We start from the raw sequence: 16,215 nt of genomic DNA, 5'->3' as shown, positions 1-16,215 counted from the left end.
CGTTCTCCAATAATCGATGTTGCCCAAGTGCATGAAATCCCCGCCGCCTTGAGCTTTTCATACTCAGGTCAAGAATTTAACACTATTCCTGACATGGCAAGTCGCCAATGCTGCGAGCGCAGATTACGATTGCTCGGCTCCGTGACGCTGACTGACAGGCGCATGCTCGGCCATCAGCTCGGTAATCCAGTCAATGAACACACGCACCTTGATGCTGATATGCCGGTTCGGCGGGAATGCCACGTACATCGGCATGCTGTCCAGCTGCCAGTCTTTGAACAGCGGTATCAGGTCGCCGCGCACCTGATGCTGCCTGGCCATGTAGTCCGGTAGCCAGAGAATGCCCATTCCGGCCAGACCTGCGGCAATGTAGGCATTGCCATCATCCACCGCCAGCGCATAGCGGCCCTGCACATGGACCTTTTCACCGTCGCGGTGCATTGCGTATGGCAGCGCCTTGCTGGTGCGCGCCCACAGGTAGCCAACGATACGATGGGCAGAATCTTCAAGTTCGCGCGGGTGAACAGGCGTGCCCATTCGCGTTAGATAATACGGCGCGGCGTACACACCCAGTTGCAGGTCGCCCACCCGCCGCGCGATCAGTGACTGATCGGTTATTTCACCACCGCGCACGACGCAGTCAACATTTTCGCCAATCATGTCGACAATACGGTCGCTGACACCCATGTCGATCTGGATGTCCGGATAGCGGGCATGGAAACCAGGCAGCGCAGGCATCAACAGCATGCTGGCAAACGGGCTCGGCACGTCCACGCGCAATCGACCTCTGGGCAGCGACGTCGCGTCGGAAAGGCTGGTCTCCGCGTCATCCATGTCGGCCAGCAGCCTGACCACGCGCTCGTAATAGGCTGCGCCGTCGGCAGTCACGTTGACCTTGCGTGTGGTGCGGTTGAGCAGCCTGACCCGCAGGCGTGCCTCCAGTTGCTGCACCAGCTGCGTCACGCTGGTCTTGCTCATGTGCAGCGTGGCGGCAGCTTTGGTGAAGCTGCCTGTTTCCACCACTCGGGCAAACGCTTGCATCGCGTCAAAACGGTCCATTCTCGCCCTGCCTGTCTCGTCACGCTGGCCTGCCGGATTGTTTGGGTTCTCCAAACAGTGCTGAGTACGGTTGCTCGTTTATCGGTTCGGCGCAAGTCCCTACAGTGGCTTCACCACTGATTTCAGGTCACTCGACCCTTTGATGGAGGCACCCATGCCACACCGTGACGTCGTTTTCCCCGCTGGTCGTCAGGCGCTTTACGAGCGCAATCGCTATTCGCCCGCGGTACGTTCCAATGGTTTTCTGTTTGTTTCTGGACAAGTGGGCAGTCGCCAAGATGGCTCACCGGAGCCGGATCTCGAAAAGCAGGTGCGCCTGGCGTTCACCAACCTCAACGCCATTCTGCTGGCCGCTGGCTGCACGTTCGATGATGTGGTCGACGTGACGGTGTTCATTGTCGACCCCGAAGCGAAGTTCGAGCGTATATGGAAGGTGGTCCCGGAATTCTGGGGCAACGCGCCGAACCCGACCCTGACGGGAGTCGGCGTCACCTGGCTTTATGGCTTTGATTTTGAAATCAAGGTGATTGCCAGGTTGCCGGAAACTGCACGCGGCTAGCCGCAGCCGGCAGCTCAGTTGCTGCGAATCGGTACCACGCGGTCGCTGGCATAAACAGCCGCGGGCTCTTCAAACTGCTGGAAGAATTTTCCGGACACCACATGATCAAGAAACTGTGCCTGGTCTTCAGTGGCGTGCAGCATCGGCGAGTAGCCATCGGCATCGGGCACTGCAAAAAGACGAGCCTTGCGTTCATGCGCCACAGCGATGAACGCTCTTTTCTCTTCGTCGGACATCGCCGAAAAGTAGTCAGACAGATTTTCCAGCGAGCGCACCGCCAGATCCTGGTCGAGCTGATCGTCATCCGTGAACATCAAATGCCAGACGAAATCGAAAGAAAGCTCAGCGAGGGCACGCATAGACGGGTTCCGTAGTGTTGAGAGACGCGAGAGTCACTGTTCACTTCAATTCGGTCAAGCGCTAAAGGATGACCTGCGTCAAGTGCAGCGCTTTAAATGGCTGAGTGTCGCTTTCGAGTCATGGATAAGGGGGGCAGGCTCAGCGGGCAATGAATGCCGGATTCTCGATCAGCAGCGCCATACCCTGCCCGCCGCCTACGCAGGCGGCGGCAATCCCGTAGCGCAGGTTTTTTTCGCGCAATTGCCGCGCCAGAGTCATGACCAGACGCAATCCGGTGGCAGCCAGCGGGTGGCCCAGGCCCAGTGAACCGCCCAGACAGTTGAGTCGTTCGTTGTCCAGTTCCAGCGTTTGTGTCACCGCCAGCATCTGGGCCGCCTGCGCTTCGTTTATTTCCAGCCGGCCAATGTCGCTCAGCGCCAGCCCGCTGCGCTGCAATAACAGCTGGATGGCAGGCGTCGGGCCAATGCCCATTAACTCCGGAGCGACGCCAATCACAGCACTGGCCAGCAGGTGCGCCAGTACCGGCCTTTGTGACTGCGAAGCGCTGCCCACCAACGCCGCTGCCGCACCATCGACCACCGCACAGCTGTTGCCTGCAGTCTGCACACCATCAGCATGAATAGCACGCAAACGGGACAACGCCGCCAGGGTGGTCGCTCGCGGATGGCTGTCCTGCGTAACCGTTTCAACCCCGCGCGGCAACTCGATGCCGCGCGGCTGATACCCCTCCAGCTCAAAGCGCTGGCTGTTGACCGGCACAATTTCGCCAGCCCATTGGCCGCCAAACTGCGATTGCAGTGCGCGCTGATGGCTGAGCAATGCATAACCGTCGACGGCTTCACGGCTCAAGCCGTAACGTTTTGCAAGATTATCCGCCGTAGCGATCATGTCCATTGCCGGTGCCGGGTCGTACAACGCTTCCCAGAGAAAGTCCTTGAACTGCACGGCACCGCCCAGCGGGAAACCGTCACGATGGGTATAGGCCGCAATCGGGTTGCGCGACATCGATTCGGCAGCAACGCACAGCGCCATCTGCCCGCCTTCGCTCGCATGCTGAGCGGCCTGACGCAACAGTTCAAGACCTGTGGCGCAGATGCGTTGCACGCCCAGCGCCGGAACGCTTTGCGCGACGCCGCTGTAGAGGCCGATATGCCGGGGCAGCAGGTACGCATCGAAACTGGCTTGCGCCATTGAGCCAGCCAGTACACTGTCGACCTGATCAGGCTGAATGGCAGCACGCGCCAGAACCTCACGACCGACCTTTATACCCAGATCGATGGGTGAAATATGCCCCAGAGCGCCGCCCAGATCGACCCACGGCGTGCGCACTGCGTCGACAATGGCCACGTCGCTGAACGCCAGATATTGCCCGCCGCTGCTCATGCCGTCGGCTCGGCACTGATTTTGTCCGGGGACTGATCACGATAAAGCGCTTCGACTATTTCTGCCCGCCACTGCAGCACCGCACGCTGGTTGATAGACCCCTTATCGGTGATTTCGCCACGATCAATAGACGCGGGTTCGTCAAGCAGCACGATCCACTCCAGACGGCTGGCATTGCCATTCGCACCTTGATTCAGGCGGATCAGCCATTCGCCAAACCACGCACGTACCGGCGCACTGGCCAACACCTGCGCATCAGAGGCCTGCGCATCCAGCCCGGCCAATTGGCGACATTCATGCAACCTTGGAAACACCAGCGCACCCAGGCATTCACGATCAGGCGCGGTGATGACCACATCCTGCACGTACGGCGAGCCTTCCAGCACGGCGCGGTTGCGCATGGGGCCGACACTTACAAACACGCCGGACGACAGTTTGAAGTCCTCGGCAAGACGCCCGTCGAACATCAGGCCCAGCTCGGGCGCCGCAGGATCGGCGAGCTTGATCGCATCGCCGGAGCAATAAAAACCGTTTTCGTCGAACACGTCGGCAGTCTGCTGCGGCGAGCGCCAGTAGCCGGGCATGATGTGCGGACCGCGGAAACGGCCTTCCAGCTTGCCGTCCACCGGCACCAGACACACTTCGCAACCGGGCGCAGGCAAGCCGATATAGCCAGCCATCGACAGCGGTCCGGTGGTGAACGTGCAGGAAGGCGCAGCCTCGGTCATGCCCAACCCCGCCATCATGCGAATCCGTTCGCCACAATGCTGCTCGGCGACACGGTCAAGGCGATCCCAGATACTTTGCGACAGGCCGGCTGCGGCGAAGAAGAACAGTTTCATGCGCGAGAAGAATCGCTCACGCAGTTCGGCGTCCTGCTCCAGCGCGTTGACCAGCTCTTCCCAGCCCTTGGGCACGGTCAGGTAGGCCGTCGGCGAGATTTCCTTAAGGTTGCGTAGGGTTTCGGCAAAACCCTGGACGGTCGGTTTGCCGTTGTCCAGATAGAACGTGCCACCGTTGTACAACACGATACCGAGGTTATGGCTGCCGCCGAAGGTGTGATTCCACGGTAGCCAGTCGACCAGCACGGGCGGCTCTTCGCCGAACACCGGAAATGTCTGCAGCAGCATCTGCTGATTGGCACACAGCATGCGCTGCGTGGTCACTACGGCCTTGGGCAGTTTGGTCGAGCCCGAGGTGAACAGGAACTTGGCGATACTGTCCGGACCACTGGCCAGAAAAGCCGCCTCGGCTTCACGGCCGCCAGGCTGATCGAACAGGCTGGCGAAGCTCAGTGGACGCCTGCCAGCGAGTTGGCCGCGTACAGTGATGATCGGCGTATCCGCTGGAATGACCGCATCAATGGCGCGCTGAAACGGCGCGGCTTCGCTGACAAACACCAGCCCTGGCTGCACCACTTCGCAAACATGCCGCAGCTTGGCGAAATCCTGGGACATGACTGAATACGCTGGCGATACCGGGCAATAGGGAATCCCCGCGTACATGGCACCCAATGCAAGCTGCAAATGCTCGATGTCGTTACCCGAGAGCAGCGCCAACGGCCGCTCGGCGGAGAGGCCATACGCCAGAAGGCTCTGCGCGATGGCGCGCACGTCTGTGAGCATGTCGGCGTAACTGACCTTGCGCCAGCCACCACGGCTGTCGCGGGCGGCAATAAAGGTTTGCTGCGGACGGATGCTGGCCCAGTACAACAATCGGTCGAGCAAGCGATCGGGCAATTGCGCCAGTGGTTCCAGAGCGCGCATATGCAAAATGCCCTGCTCTTCCCGCACCTCGATGGGCGGATGACCGATGGAGACCTGGCGATAGCGTGGTGAGCTATCTTCACTGTGCAGCGTTGATGATCTGATATCGGAACTCACGTGCGTTCTCTCCATCAAGGTACGCAGACACCCAACGGCTTGCAGCGGTTCGGGCGGGGCGTAGCAGCACAGGCTGCAGCCTTGTTATTGTTATGCCTGACTTGCTGGCGACACCGTCTTTTGCAACATCGGTGACGCCAGCGCCGGAGGATTCAGATCGGGTAGTGCCGCGGCCCGTTTTGCAAGGTCACCCAGCGCAACTGAGTAAAATGCTCGACAGAAGCCTTGCCACCGAAACTGCCATACCCGCTGGACTTGACCCCGCCAAAGGGCATTTGCGCCTCGTCGTGCACAGTCGGTCCGTTGATGTGGCAGATACCCGACTCGACCCGCTGCGCAAGCGCCAGAGCACGGCTGGTGTCGCGACTGAAAATTGCCGCCGAGAGGCCGAATTCCGAATCATTGGCCAGCCGCAATAACGCCTCGTCACCTTCGCCACGGATCACCACAGCCACCGGCCCGAAGGACTCTTCGCGGTACAGGCGCATGGTGTCAGTCACGCCATCGAGCAACGTCGGTTGCAGAATGCTGCCCTGTAACTGCCCGCCAATCACCAGCGTTGCGCCCAGATCCACAGCGTCATCGATCAACGCCTTGATGCGCGTGCCAGCCCCGACGTCTACCAGCGACCCCAGCACCGATTCACTGTCATCCGGGTTGCCGGCACGCAACGTTTCGATCTTGGCGCTCAGTTTTGCAACAAAGGCATCCGCCACCTTCCGATCAATGATCAACCGTTCGGTGGACATGCAGATCTGGCCCTGATTGAAATAGGCACCAAATGCGGCCGCTTCCACCGCCGCGTCCAGATCAGCGTCGTCCAGCACCAGAAACGGTGCCTTGCCGCCCAGTTCAAGCAGTGCCGGTTTCAGATGGCGTGCCGAGAGCTCACCGACGATACGCCCCACATGGGTCGAACCGGTGAAATTGACTCGACGCACGGCCGGGTTGGCGATCAGACGCTCGACAATCGCCGCAGCATCGGCAGGCGCATTGCTGATCACGTTGACGACACCGTCGCCCAGCCCGGCATCCTGCAATACCTGACCGATCAGCCGATGCACTGCAGGGCTGAGCTCCGATGCCTTGAGCACCACGGTGTTACCGCAGGCAAGCGGCATGGCGATGGCGCGGGTAGCAAGAATCACCGGCGCATTCCACGGTGCGATGCCGAGCACCACGCCGCAGGGTTGGCGCAGCGCCATGGCAAAGCAGCCGGGCACATTGGAGGGAATGACTTCACCGGTAATCTGCGTGGTCATCGACGCAGCTTCGCGCAGCATGCTGGCGGCCAGTTGTACGTTGAAGCCATACCAGTTGGCCATCGCCCCGGTTTCGCCAGCGGCAGCGATAAATTCGCCACTGCGCGCCTGCAACTGCTCGGCAGCCTTGAGCAGGCGCGCTCGGCGCTCGCCGGGTGCCAGCGCCGCCCAGGCAGGGAACGCAGCCTGAGCAGCCCCGACTGCTGCATCGGCATCTTCCAGGGTCGCTGCGGCCACACGCGAAACCACTTCGCCAGTCACCGGGTTACAGCGTTCAAATGTACGTCCATCATGGGCGGGGCACGACTGGCCGCCGATCAGCAGGGGCACGTCCAGCATGATCATTCCTCTTTGTTATTGTTGTTCAAGGGCTGCCTCGAACCTTGCAATGCAAGCCTCAAGTCAAAGCCTTACGCGTGCAGCTGCCATCTACCGCTTATAAGCTTCCAACCCTGGTTTGATGCTCTTGTCGTCGAGGAATTGCTTCATGCCTTGCTCGCGCCCGCCTTCCTTGTCCAGCAGTCGTGACTGATCGAGTTTGGCATACAGGTAGTCTTCGTTCTGCTCCCAGGTCAGTTCGCGGCAGCGCTTGAAGCCGTGCTTGGCGGCGCGCAGTACCACCGGGTTCTTTTCCAGCAGGTTGAGGGCCAGGTCGATGGTCACCTGACGCAGTTGTGCCAGCGGCACGCTCTCATTGACGAGCCCCATTTCAGCGGCTTTCTTACCATCGAAGGTCTTGCCGGTCATGATGTAGTAAAGCGACTGGCGATGACCCACGGTATCGGCCATAGCCTTGCTCACCAGGTTGCCAGGCGGAATGCCCCAGTTGATTTCCGACAGCCCGAAGGTCGCTTCATCGGCGCAGATCGCCAGGTCACATGCCACCAGCGGGCTGAAGCCCCCGCCGAAACACCAGCCGTTGACCATTGCGATGGTCGGTTTGGCGTACATGCGCAACATCTTCCATTGCCACTGGGAGGCCTCGCGACGGATTTTTTCCTGAAGAATCTCCGGTCCGGCGTCCACCTCACGAAAGTACTCCTTGAGGTCCATGCCGGCAGTCCAGGCCTCGCCCGCACCGGTCAACACCAGAACACCTGCGTCGGGATCCTGCTCGAGTGTTTCCAGCACATCGATCATTTCACGGTTCAGGGTCGGGCTCATGGCATTGCGCTTTTCAGGCCGATTGAGTATGACCCACGCGATGCCTTGCTCAATTTCGACCTTGACGGTTGCCCAGCGACCTTCGTACTTGCTCATGGCGATACTCTCTTGTTCTTGGCTTGACGATAGCTCAAAGCTAAACGGCAAATATAGTTATGTCAATTAACTGTTATATTTATCAATCAAAAAGTCGGCACTCTGCCTGCACAGGCTGGTCACAGTGACGTATACCCCATAGCTATCGTTCGCTAACCTCGGCAAACTGATCGGCTGATTGACCCACCCCATCAAAAGGACTGCACTTTCAATGGCCAAGCCATCCGACATTGCCGACATTTGCCAGGCCTCCGCACAGGTTGCCGAAGCAGCTTTGCCAACGGATTCTGCGCTGGATGATCTGATCGGTTATGCCATGCGCCGGGCACAGCTCAAGCTGTTCCAGAACCTGATCGGACGTCTTTCCGCCCACGACCTGCGTCCGGCGCAGTTTTCGGCGCTGGCGATCATCGAGCAAAACCCGGGCCTTATGCAGGCAGACCTGGCCAAGGCGCTGGCTATCGAACCGCCCCAGGTCGTACCGTTGCTGAACAAGCTCGAAGAACGTGCACTGGCCGTGCGGGTTCGCTGCAAGCCAGACAAACGCTCGTATGGCATCTTCCTCAGCAAGAGCGGCGAGACATTGCTGCGCGAACTGAAACAGATCGCCGCCGACAGTGACCTCGATTCCACTTCGGCGCTGGATAACCAGGAACGTCAGGACCTGCTCAGGCTGTTGAAAAAGGTCTACCATTCGTAAAAATCCGTCATCAACGGCGATTTTTGCCGTCGATGACGGGCTGATTACCAGAGTGGCAAGCTGTACTGAACAATAAAGCGCGTCTGGTTTTCATCGCGAAAGGCGGCGCCTGCGGGGAAGTCGTTGCGATAGATCGACTTGCGCGCCAGCAGGCCGATATTCTTCAGCGGGCCGCTCTGAACGACGTAGCCCAGCTCCATCTGAAACTCACGCTCCTTGCGATCATCGGCATTGAAAGCGGCCAGTTCGATGTTGTCGCCGCGCACATAACGCAGGCGACTGCGTAACCCGACAAGCCCCACGGCAGTGAAGTCATAGTCGTAAATGGCTTGCCAGGTACGCTCCCTGGCATTGAGAAAGTCAGAACTCATGGTCATCTCGCTCAACCCCATCAGTTCGGTGCCCGATACATAGGGTGTAGCGGTATCGCCGCTCGAATGCATATAACCAAGGCTGACGCTGTGCCCTCCCCACTTGTAACCCAACAGCGCCGACAGGTTCTGGTTATCCACGTCTCCGGCTTTCGCGCTGCCCGTGTCGCTACTGAAAAAGCTGCGCAGATCAGTGGTAAGCACGCCATCGCCGATTGCCAGTTTGTGTAGTAGCGCGAGCGTGTTCTGAGTATAAAGATCAGCCACTTCAGCGTGATACGCGCGTATGCTGAGCTCCTTGTTGACCTGATAGTCGCCCCCGGCATAGGCCATGTGCGATGACGTTGCTGCACCATTGAAGCGCCGGTTCGGCGAAGCGATGGTCATTGCCTGATAGTTGCTGGAATCGCGCTTGTTGACCCGATCAATATAGCCGGCATTGAAGGTCAAGCCGTCGATGTCCTTTGAGGTCAGCGTCGTGCCCCGAAAAGTCTGCGGCAACAGGCGTGAGGGGCTGGCGAAAGCAAACGGCAGAAAAATCGACACGTCGCCAGTCTTGATTGTGGTTTCGCGGAATTTAAGCTTGCCGGTCAGCGCCAGTCGGGAATACTCGTCAGCAGCCCGTCCGTCACTGGCCGATATCGGCAATAGCTCGGTACCGCTGCGGTCTGGCGAAGAATCAAGCTTTACACCCACCAGCGTTCGCGCATCAAGACCGAAGCCCACCGGTCCTTCTGTGAAGCCGGATTCGGCGTTGATAATGAACCCCTGCGCCCACTCCCGCGTGGCTGTTTTGGCACCATCGTCCTTGTAATCACGGTCCATATAATAATTGCGCAGCGTCAAGGTGCGAATTCCACGTCATCCGGACACTCAGCCCACCAACATCCGGACACTCGTTCCACGCTTATCCGGACAGGCAGTCGGAGCGCAGCGACGCAGGTTTGCATTGTTAGTCTGAAGCCCCTGCCGCCGTCAATTTCGTTGCGCGCCTGCGCATCGATTCACCCTTCAGTTCAATTCGATAAGCGTTATGCACCAGCCGGTCGAGGATCGCATCGCCCAAGGTCGGATCGCCGATCAACGCATGCCATTTGTCCACTGGCATTTGGCTGGTCACCAGCGTCGAGCGGTTGCCGTAGCGGTCGTCCAGCAGCTCAAGCATGTCGCGCCGTTGCGCGGCGGTAAACGGTGCCAGGCCCCAGTCGTCCAGGATCAGCAGGTCAGTCTTGGCGTAGCCGGCCATCAATTTGGCGAAGCGGCCATCGCCGTGGGCCAGGCCTAGTTCTTCCATCAAGCGCGGCAGACGCAGATAGCGCACGCTGTAACCGTCGCGGCAGGCTTTGTGAGCCAGCGCGCAGGCAAGCCAGGTTTTACCTACGCCCGTCGGCCCGCCGATGATCAGGTTCAGGCCATCGCGCAGCCATTGGCCGCTGCCCAGTTGCAGGATCAAGGCCTTATCCAGGCCACGCGGGCTGCGGTAGTCGATGTCTTCCAGGCAGGCGTTGTGGCGCAGCCGCGCGGCTTTGAGGCGGGTGGTCAGGCGGGCGTCTTCGCGCTCGGTCAGCTCGCGATCGACCATCAGACCGAAGCGTTCGTCGAAGCTCAGATCATTGATATCAGGCGTTGCGTGTTGTTCGCCCAGCGACTTGATCATGCCGTGCAGGCGCAAGGTTTGTAGCTTGTCGAGCGTTGGATTCGGTAGCATTTCGAAGCTCCTTTCTCAGGTCAGTGGTAGTAGCCCGGGCCACGCAGGTTGATGTGCTCGTCAGGCAGCAGCGGCAGGTTTTGCTGGGCCAGCGGCAGGCGCTCCAGCCCTTGGCGCAGGATCGACTCGAGGCTTTTGTAGCTGCATGCGCCCAGTGCCAGCGCACGCTGGCACGCGGCTTCCAGCCGCGCTTCGCCGTGCTGTTTGCTCAGGCGCAGGATGCCCAGGCAGGCGCGGAAGCCGTGTTGCGGATGGATTCGGCGTTCGAGGATGTAGGTGATGACGCCGGCGGTGTTAGGCCCGGTCTGCTCTGCCCAGCGGATCAGCCGTTGCGGTGTCCATTCGGCGTGCTCGCGGTGGCTCTTGGGCATGTGCTCGGTTTGGGTGGTGTGGCGGCCTTTGTGCTGCGAGCGAAGGTGGCTGGCCACGCGCTGGTTGGCGTGGAAGCACTCGACGGTCTGGGCCGTGAGCCGCACTTCGACTTGGTGCTTCACCAGCTGGTACGGCACCGAGTAAAAGTGGCCATCGACCTCAACGTGATAGTCGATATGGACGCGTACCTTTTTCCATTCGGCATAGACGTACGGGTGTTCCGGCAGGCCTTCCAGGGCCGGTTGGTCGATGGCCTCGAAGGCTGACCGGCGTGAGCCGGGCAGCTTTTTGAAGGGCTTGTGGTTGAGGCGATCCAGCAGTAGCGCGATGGCTGTGTTGAGTTCGCCAAGCGAGAAGAACTGGCGGTTGCGCAGCACCGCCAGGATCCAGCGTTCGACCACTTGCACGCCGACTTCGACCTTGGCTTTGTCCTTGGGCTTGCGCGAGCGAGCAGGCAAGACGGCGACGCCGTAATGCTCGGCCAGATCGCGGTAGCTGGGGTTGATATCCGGCTCGTAACGGTGCGCTTTAGTCACGCCACTGCGCAGATTATCGGGCACCAGGATCTGCGTTGTGCCGCCGAAAAAAGCAAAGCATCGGACGTGCGAGCCCAGCCAGTCGGGCAGTTTCTGCGACCAGGTGGCCTCGGCAAAGGTGTAGCTGGACGCGCCGAGAACGGCGACGAAGATCTGAGCCTGACGGATCTCGCCGGTTTGTCGGTCGATGACCGGCGCTGTTTGCCCGGCGTAATCGACGAACAGCTTTTCGCCAGCACGATGCTCCTGGCGCATGACCACGTCGACCTTGGCGGTCCAAAGGCGGTAGTGCTCGCAGAACCAGCTGTATTGGAAGCCTTGCGGGTGAGCGAGTCGATATTCCTGCCAGAGCAAGGCCAAAGTGACGCCGGGGCGGCGCAACTCCGCGTGTACCCATGCCCAGTCAGGCATTGGGCGCTGGTAGGTCGGCACTGGCACTGCCGGTGGAAACAGCCGTCGATTCAACTCCGCGTCAGAAATATCGATGGGCCACTGAAGCCCACTGGCGGCGAACCGGCAAAGGTAATCCCCTGCACTCGAATGGCCGATGGATAAGCTGGCGGCGATCTTGCGCACGGACAGGCCAGCGTCGAACTTTAGGCGTAGTACCTCTCGGATTTTACGCATGGATAAACGCTCCACGACGACCTCTTCGCTTCGAAAAAAGAGGTCGATAGTAGTGAATAGTCCTGCGTTGCTGCCTGCCTGAAAGTGTCCGGATGGCCGTGGAATCGGTGTCCAGATGCTTGTGGAATGAGTGTCCGGATCAGCATGGAATCAGTGTCCGGATGTTGGTGGAATGGGTGTCCGGATAGTCGTGGAATCCGCAGTCAAGGTGCCGTGGCTGTCCTTCAGAAACCCCTGAGCCTGTGCGAGGTCAGGTACAGCGCTGACGCCCAGCAGGCCCAGCGCGAGACCGCAATTTTTTCCACGGAAAAAGAGAGTTGACACAGCTTTTGCTGCACCACGAGTGAGCGTTGGCATGTTGGATGTCCACTTATTGTTGTTGTTTTTGGATTCGGTCCGGCGCTGGCCGCAGGTCCGTGGAAGGAGAATTGGAGGATTTCGTATCGACGTCAATCCAGAGCGACCGATAATCGAACATTAATAATGTTAACTACTTGACTACCACTCTTTAAATACCTCCCTAACTAAATGTTTTAAAAAGACTAATTCGTGCTTTTATTGAATTCTTGGTCCGGATTCATTTTTTAGTTATTTTTGTTACCTTGATCAGCACCTGTCACAACGCCTCGTCGGCGCTCGGGAACAGGCTTTTCTCCACAACAAAAACAACAATGAGGCTTGCCATGAACAGTTCGTTGCGTCGTTCGACGCTGACCATCATCTTGTGTTTTATCGTCGCACTCATCGAAGGTTTCGACCTGCAGGCTGCCGGGACGGCGGCGGCGGGACTTCGTCAAAGCTTTGCCCTTGACCCGAAAATGATGGGCTGGGTATTCAGCGCAGGGATCATCGGGCTGCTGCCGGGCGCTTTTTTTGGCGGCTGGATTGCGGATAGCATCGGCCGCAAGAAGATTCTGGTAAGCGCAGTACTGCTGTTCGGGGTCTTCTCGCTGAGCACTGCTTATGTCGAAAGCTTTTCTGCCCTGTTGCTGGTGCGCTTCATGACCGGCCTGGGGCTGGGGGCTGCGCTGCCCAACCTGATCGCCTTGTGCGCCGAAGCTGTCGGCGAACGCCATCGCGGGCTCGCCATCAGCGTCATGTATGCAGGCGTTCCGCTGGGCGGAGCCCTGGCTGCGGTGGTCGCGATGTTTACCAGCGAGCACTGGCAGACAACTTTCATCATCGGTGGTCTGGTGCCACTGCTGGTGGTCCCGTTGATGATCCTGTTACTGCCCGAATCCAGTGCCTTTAAACAGCAGACGACTGCCAGCGCTGCCCGGCATTCAAGCGCCAGCGCACTGTTCGGCGAAGGCAGAGCTCGCACGACACTGGCCTTGTGGGTCGGCTACTTTTTTACCCTGACCGTCATGTACATGCTGCTCAACTGGCTGCCGTCGCTGTTGATCGGCCAGGGTTTCAGCAAACCTCAGGCGGGCCTGGTGCAGATGCTGTTCAATATTGGCGGCGCGCTGGGCTCGCTACTGGGCGGGCTGTTGCTGGATCGCTGCAACGGCACCAAGGTCGTGCTGTTCGTCTACGCCGGTTTGCTGGCTGCGTTGGCGGGCGTGGGCGTGTCGGTCGGCATCGTGCCGATGGCAATTGCCGGGTTTGCTGCCGGGGTATTTGTCATGGCCGCGCAACTGGTGCTGTATGCGCTGGCCCCTCCTTCGTACCCGACTTCGGTACGTGCCACCGGTGTCGGCGCTGCGGTAGCCATCGGCCGCCTCGGCTCTGTGGCCGGCCCTTTGGCTGCCGGGCATCTGCTCGGAGCCGGTGCGGGAACCGCTGGCGTACTGTTGGCCACCTCACCCGGCCTGGTGATTGCCGCACTGGCGGCGATCACGGTGCTGTCCAGGTCGGTCGCCCTCGAGAAACGTGAACTCAAGGTTGCAGAGTCGAGGTGATCAGGTCGCTATGTCCATCGTCATGCACAAGTCTTGAAGAGCCCGAAAACATAGCTGAAATCCCGATACTTCTCGCTCCCACGCTCCGCGTGGTAATGCATTTCGTGACGCTCTGCGTCACATTGCAGCCGTGACGCATCATTCAATTCGGCCCGAGATACAGGCAGCACCAAAGCCTGAGACTGCTTCGCCCTTGATACCGCGCAAGGCTGCAGATTTGTGACGCGGAGCGTCACCCAATGCATGCCAACGCGGAGCATTGGCACGATAGTCAGCTGGACTCATGTGTAACGCCGAGCACTCCGCGTAGCGCCGCGAACTGCACGCTACGCATTGGCCGATCGCTATACGACGAGTAATGCCTTACAGCTTGTGCAGAAAATTCAGCACCAGCTTGTTGCCTTCGGTGCGGTTTTCCGCACCCTGCTCGAAGTAGCGGTTGACCGTCAGGACGTTCTCCTTGCTAAAGGCGTACAGGAAGCCGGGGCCGATGGCCCAGACTTTTTCCTTGCGGCCACTGACATCATGGCCATCCACCTGGGTGTCCGTGAACTGCTTGAGCCAGTAGCCGTTGAGCCCCAGCGAAAGCTGTTCGGTCACTGCGTATTGCACGGTCAGGTTGGCATGCAGCGCCTGGCCCGCCTGAGTGTCGGAGACATTGCCGAACCCGGCTTGCGGGTCGTCATTCTTGCCGTTCCACAAGTACATGAAACGCCCGCTGGCCGACCATTTCGGGGAAAACCAGTAAGTCGCTGCGTAGTATGGGTTGAACGACCAGAAGTTGCTGCCGGGGTTGATCGAACGATTGCGATTGTAGGCACCAACCGGGATCGCAATATCCGTCTCGATACGCTGGGTCAACAGTGGGCTACCGTCAGCACGAGTTATCGTCGGTAACTGAAGAAACGGGCCGATGATCACATCGCCAAACCCTGCGCGCGAACTCAGCACGGTGTTATCCAGACCATCGTCCACGTCGACATGCGCCAGCGACGTGTTGATTGCGGTAATACCCGGCATCGCGCCATTGGCCAAAGGCTGGCCGACGTAAATGAGCTGCGTGGTCACGGCCAGTACATCCACATCCTGTTTGGAAAGTTGCAGTTTGTCGCCATTCACGTCATTGAAGCGATCGGCCCTGGCGTAGTTCAGGTACTCCTCCAGATACCAGCCTGGCCCTGCCGGGGCTGGCGATCCGTCGTAGAAGCTGGTGTTGCCCAGATTAAGGCCGGGCAAGTCATAGGCATAGGTGGTCGATGAAAGGCCGATGATTGATACGGTCGCAACGGTACGCAAGATAGACTTGGGCATCTTGTGATTCCTGTACTTATTGTTGTTGTTTTCAATATCCCCGACGCCACGAGCGTGCCATCGGGGTTGCACCGCTTGCAGCCATTACACGTAAGAAGCTGCCAGCCCTCCGTCTACCGGCAAGTTGACACCGTTGATCCAGCGCGATGCGTCGGAACACAGAAACGCAATCACCTCGGCCACCTCATCAGCCAGCGCAGGACGCTTCATGTGCAAGCCGTCACGGGTGACCCGCTCCTGGCCGACCATGCTGACAAAATCCCCCAGAATAGGTGTGAACACCGGGCCCGGCGCGACGCAGTTGACACGCACCGACTGCTCGCGAAACCACTCTTGCGACTGCTGAAAGCTCCAGACAATCAGCGCCTCCTTGAAGTACTGGTAGCAGGTCTCCTGAGCGACCGGATTGGCTGCCAGCCACGCCTGCCCTTCGCTGTAGCTTTCAGTGGCGGCCAGCGCCTTGTGCAACTCCAGCCGTTTAACCCATTGGTCACCGAGTATCGACGATACGTTGACGATACTGCCGCCTGGGGCCATGCGCGGCAGCAAACACTGGGTCAGATGGCGCAGCCCCAGGTAATTGACTCGGGCGACCGCCTGAACCGGCGCAGTGCCGGGCACGCCGGCGATGTTGCACAGGGCGTCGATCTGTCTGGGCAAGCGCTCGACCAGCGCATTGATACTGTCAGGATCAGCCAGGTCCGCCTGGAAGAATCCGTCCACGGTCAGTTGCGGTTCATGAAGATCGATGCCAATCACTCTGGCACCTTGAAAGCGCGCCACCCTCGCCAGCTCAGCGCCAATTCCGGAGGACACACCCGTAATGATCAGTGTTTTATTATTCAGGTTCATAGTCACGCGCTCTTATTGTTGTTGGATCACGTTTTGTCGTTGCATCACATCACTACTTGCAATAAAGC

At 59.3% G+C, this 16,215-nt stretch carries 13 protein-coding genes and 2 pseudogenes; 3 read left to right on the top strand and 12 right to left on the bottom strand.

Annotation, left to right across the window (positions count from 1 at the left end; all coding sequences use genetic code 11):
• Positions 1–123: 123 nt before the first annotated feature.
• On the bottom strand, positions 124–1,059 hold the full coding sequence (locus AC4ANE_RS14720) for a LysR family transcriptional regulator (RefSeq protein ID WP_002553459.1): 936 nt from the start codon (positions 1,057–1,059) through the stop codon (positions 124–126).
• A 154-nt stretch (positions 1,060–1,213) separates the two neighbouring features.
• Here AC4ANE_RS14720 and AC4ANE_RS14715 point away from each other — a divergent pair, with 154 nt between their 5' ends.
• On the top strand, positions 1,214–1,618 hold the full coding sequence (locus AC4ANE_RS14715; RefSeq protein WP_002553458.1) for a RidA family protein: 405 nt from the start codon (positions 1,214–1,216) through the stop codon (positions 1,616–1,618).
• A gap of 14 nt (positions 1,619–1,632) precedes the next feature.
• On the opposite strand, the gene AC4ANE_RS14710 is transcribed toward AC4ANE_RS14715, so the two are convergent.
• From AC4ANE_RS14710 to AC4ANE_RS14690, 5 genes are all read right to left on the bottom strand, one after another.
• Positions 1,633–1,977, bottom strand: coding sequence for a hypothetical protein (locus tag AC4ANE_RS14710; RefSeq protein ID WP_002553457.1), 345 nt, complete (start codon positions 1,975–1,977; stop codon positions 1,633–1,635).
• Between the two features lie 139 nt (positions 1,978–2,116).
• Positions 2,117–3,361, bottom strand: a complete 1,245-nt coding sequence (locus AC4ANE_RS14705; RefSeq protein ID WP_002553456.1) for a thiolase family protein — start codon at positions 3,359–3,361, stop codon at positions 2,117–2,119.
• Positions 3,358–5,244: a feruloyl-CoA synthase gene (locus AC4ANE_RS14700; RefSeq protein WP_057443004.1), complete on the bottom strand. Its 1,887-nt coding sequence runs from the start codon at positions 5,242–5,244 to the stop codon at positions 3,358–3,360. The genes AC4ANE_RS14705 and AC4ANE_RS14700 overlap by 4 nt, the downstream gene beginning before the upstream one ends.
• Before the next feature lie 152 nt (positions 5,245–5,396).
• A complete protein-coding gene (locus AC4ANE_RS14695; RefSeq protein WP_002553455.1) occupies positions 5,397–6,845 on the bottom strand; it encodes an aldehyde dehydrogenase in 1,449 nt (482 codons plus the stop codon).
• 90 nt (positions 6,846–6,935) lie between these two features.
• Complete coding sequence (locus tag AC4ANE_RS14690) at positions 6,936–7,766, bottom strand: p-hydroxycinnamoyl CoA hydratase/lyase (protein WP_002553454.1); 831 nt, start codon at positions 7,764–7,766, stop codon at positions 6,936–6,938.
• A 211-nt stretch (positions 7,767–7,977) separates the two neighbouring features.
• Here AC4ANE_RS14690 and AC4ANE_RS14685 point away from each other — a divergent pair, with 211 nt between their 5' ends.
• Positions 7,978–8,466 carry a MarR family winged helix-turn-helix transcriptional regulator gene (locus AC4ANE_RS14685; protein WP_002553453.1) on the top strand — a complete coding sequence of 163 codons (489 nt, stop codon included), beginning with the start codon at positions 7,978–7,980 and terminating at the stop codon, positions 8,464–8,466.
• 44 nt (positions 8,467–8,510) lie between these two features.
• Here AC4ANE_RS14685 and AC4ANE_RS14680 read toward each other — a convergent pair.
• The 4 genes and pseudogenes from AC4ANE_RS14680 to AC4ANE_RS14665 form a co-directional block, all read right to left on the bottom strand.
• Positions 8,511–9,686: pseudogene (locus AC4ANE_RS14680) on the bottom strand (OprD family porin); the annotation flags it as partial.
• A 103-nt stretch (positions 9,687–9,789) separates the two neighbouring features.
• Positions 9,790–10,545 carry an IS21-like element ISPsy14 family helper ATPase IstB gene (istB, locus tag AC4ANE_RS14675; protein WP_002552598.1) on the bottom strand — a complete coding sequence of 252 codons (756 nt, stop codon included), beginning with the start codon at positions 10,543–10,545 and terminating at the stop codon, positions 9,790–9,792.
• 20 nt (positions 10,546–10,565) lie between these two features.
• Positions 10,566–12,080: an IS21 family transposase gene (gene istA, locus AC4ANE_RS14670; protein ID WP_460408373.1), complete on the bottom strand. Its 1,515-nt coding sequence runs from the start codon at positions 12,078–12,080 to the stop codon at positions 10,566–10,568.
• Between the two features lie 201 nt (positions 12,081–12,281).
• Positions 12,282–12,437: pseudogene (locus tag AC4ANE_RS14665) on the bottom strand (outer membrane porin, OprD family); the annotation flags it as partial.
• Positions 12,438–12,763: 326 nt separating this feature from the next.
• Between AC4ANE_RS14665 and mhpT the strand changes: the two are divergent.
• Complete coding sequence (gene mhpT, locus AC4ANE_RS14660; RefSeq protein WP_002553451.1) at positions 12,764–13,984, top strand: 3-(3-hydroxy-phenyl)propionate transporter MhpT; 1,221 nt, start codon at positions 12,764–12,766, stop codon at positions 13,982–13,984.
• Between the two features lie 363 nt (positions 13,985–14,347).
• Here mhpT and AC4ANE_RS14655 read toward each other — a convergent pair whose 3' ends face one another.
• Both AC4ANE_RS14655 and AC4ANE_RS14650 read right to left on the bottom strand, forming a co-directional pair.
• Positions 14,348–15,295, bottom strand: coding sequence for a SphA family protein (locus AC4ANE_RS14655; protein ID WP_002553450.1), 948 nt, complete (start codon positions 15,293–15,295; stop codon positions 14,348–14,350).
• Positions 15,296–15,379: 84 nt separating this feature from the next.
• A complete protein-coding gene (locus tag AC4ANE_RS14650; protein WP_002553449.1) occupies positions 15,380–16,147 on the bottom strand; it encodes a coniferyl-alcohol dehydrogenase in 768 nt (255 codons plus the stop codon).
• Positions 16,148–16,215: the final 68 nt, after the last annotated feature.

Source organism: Pseudomonas sp. Pme6b, assembly GCF_058129925.1.
Note: the sequence above shows the minus strand (reverse complement) of the source record. Positions and strands in the feature narration are given on the sequence as shown.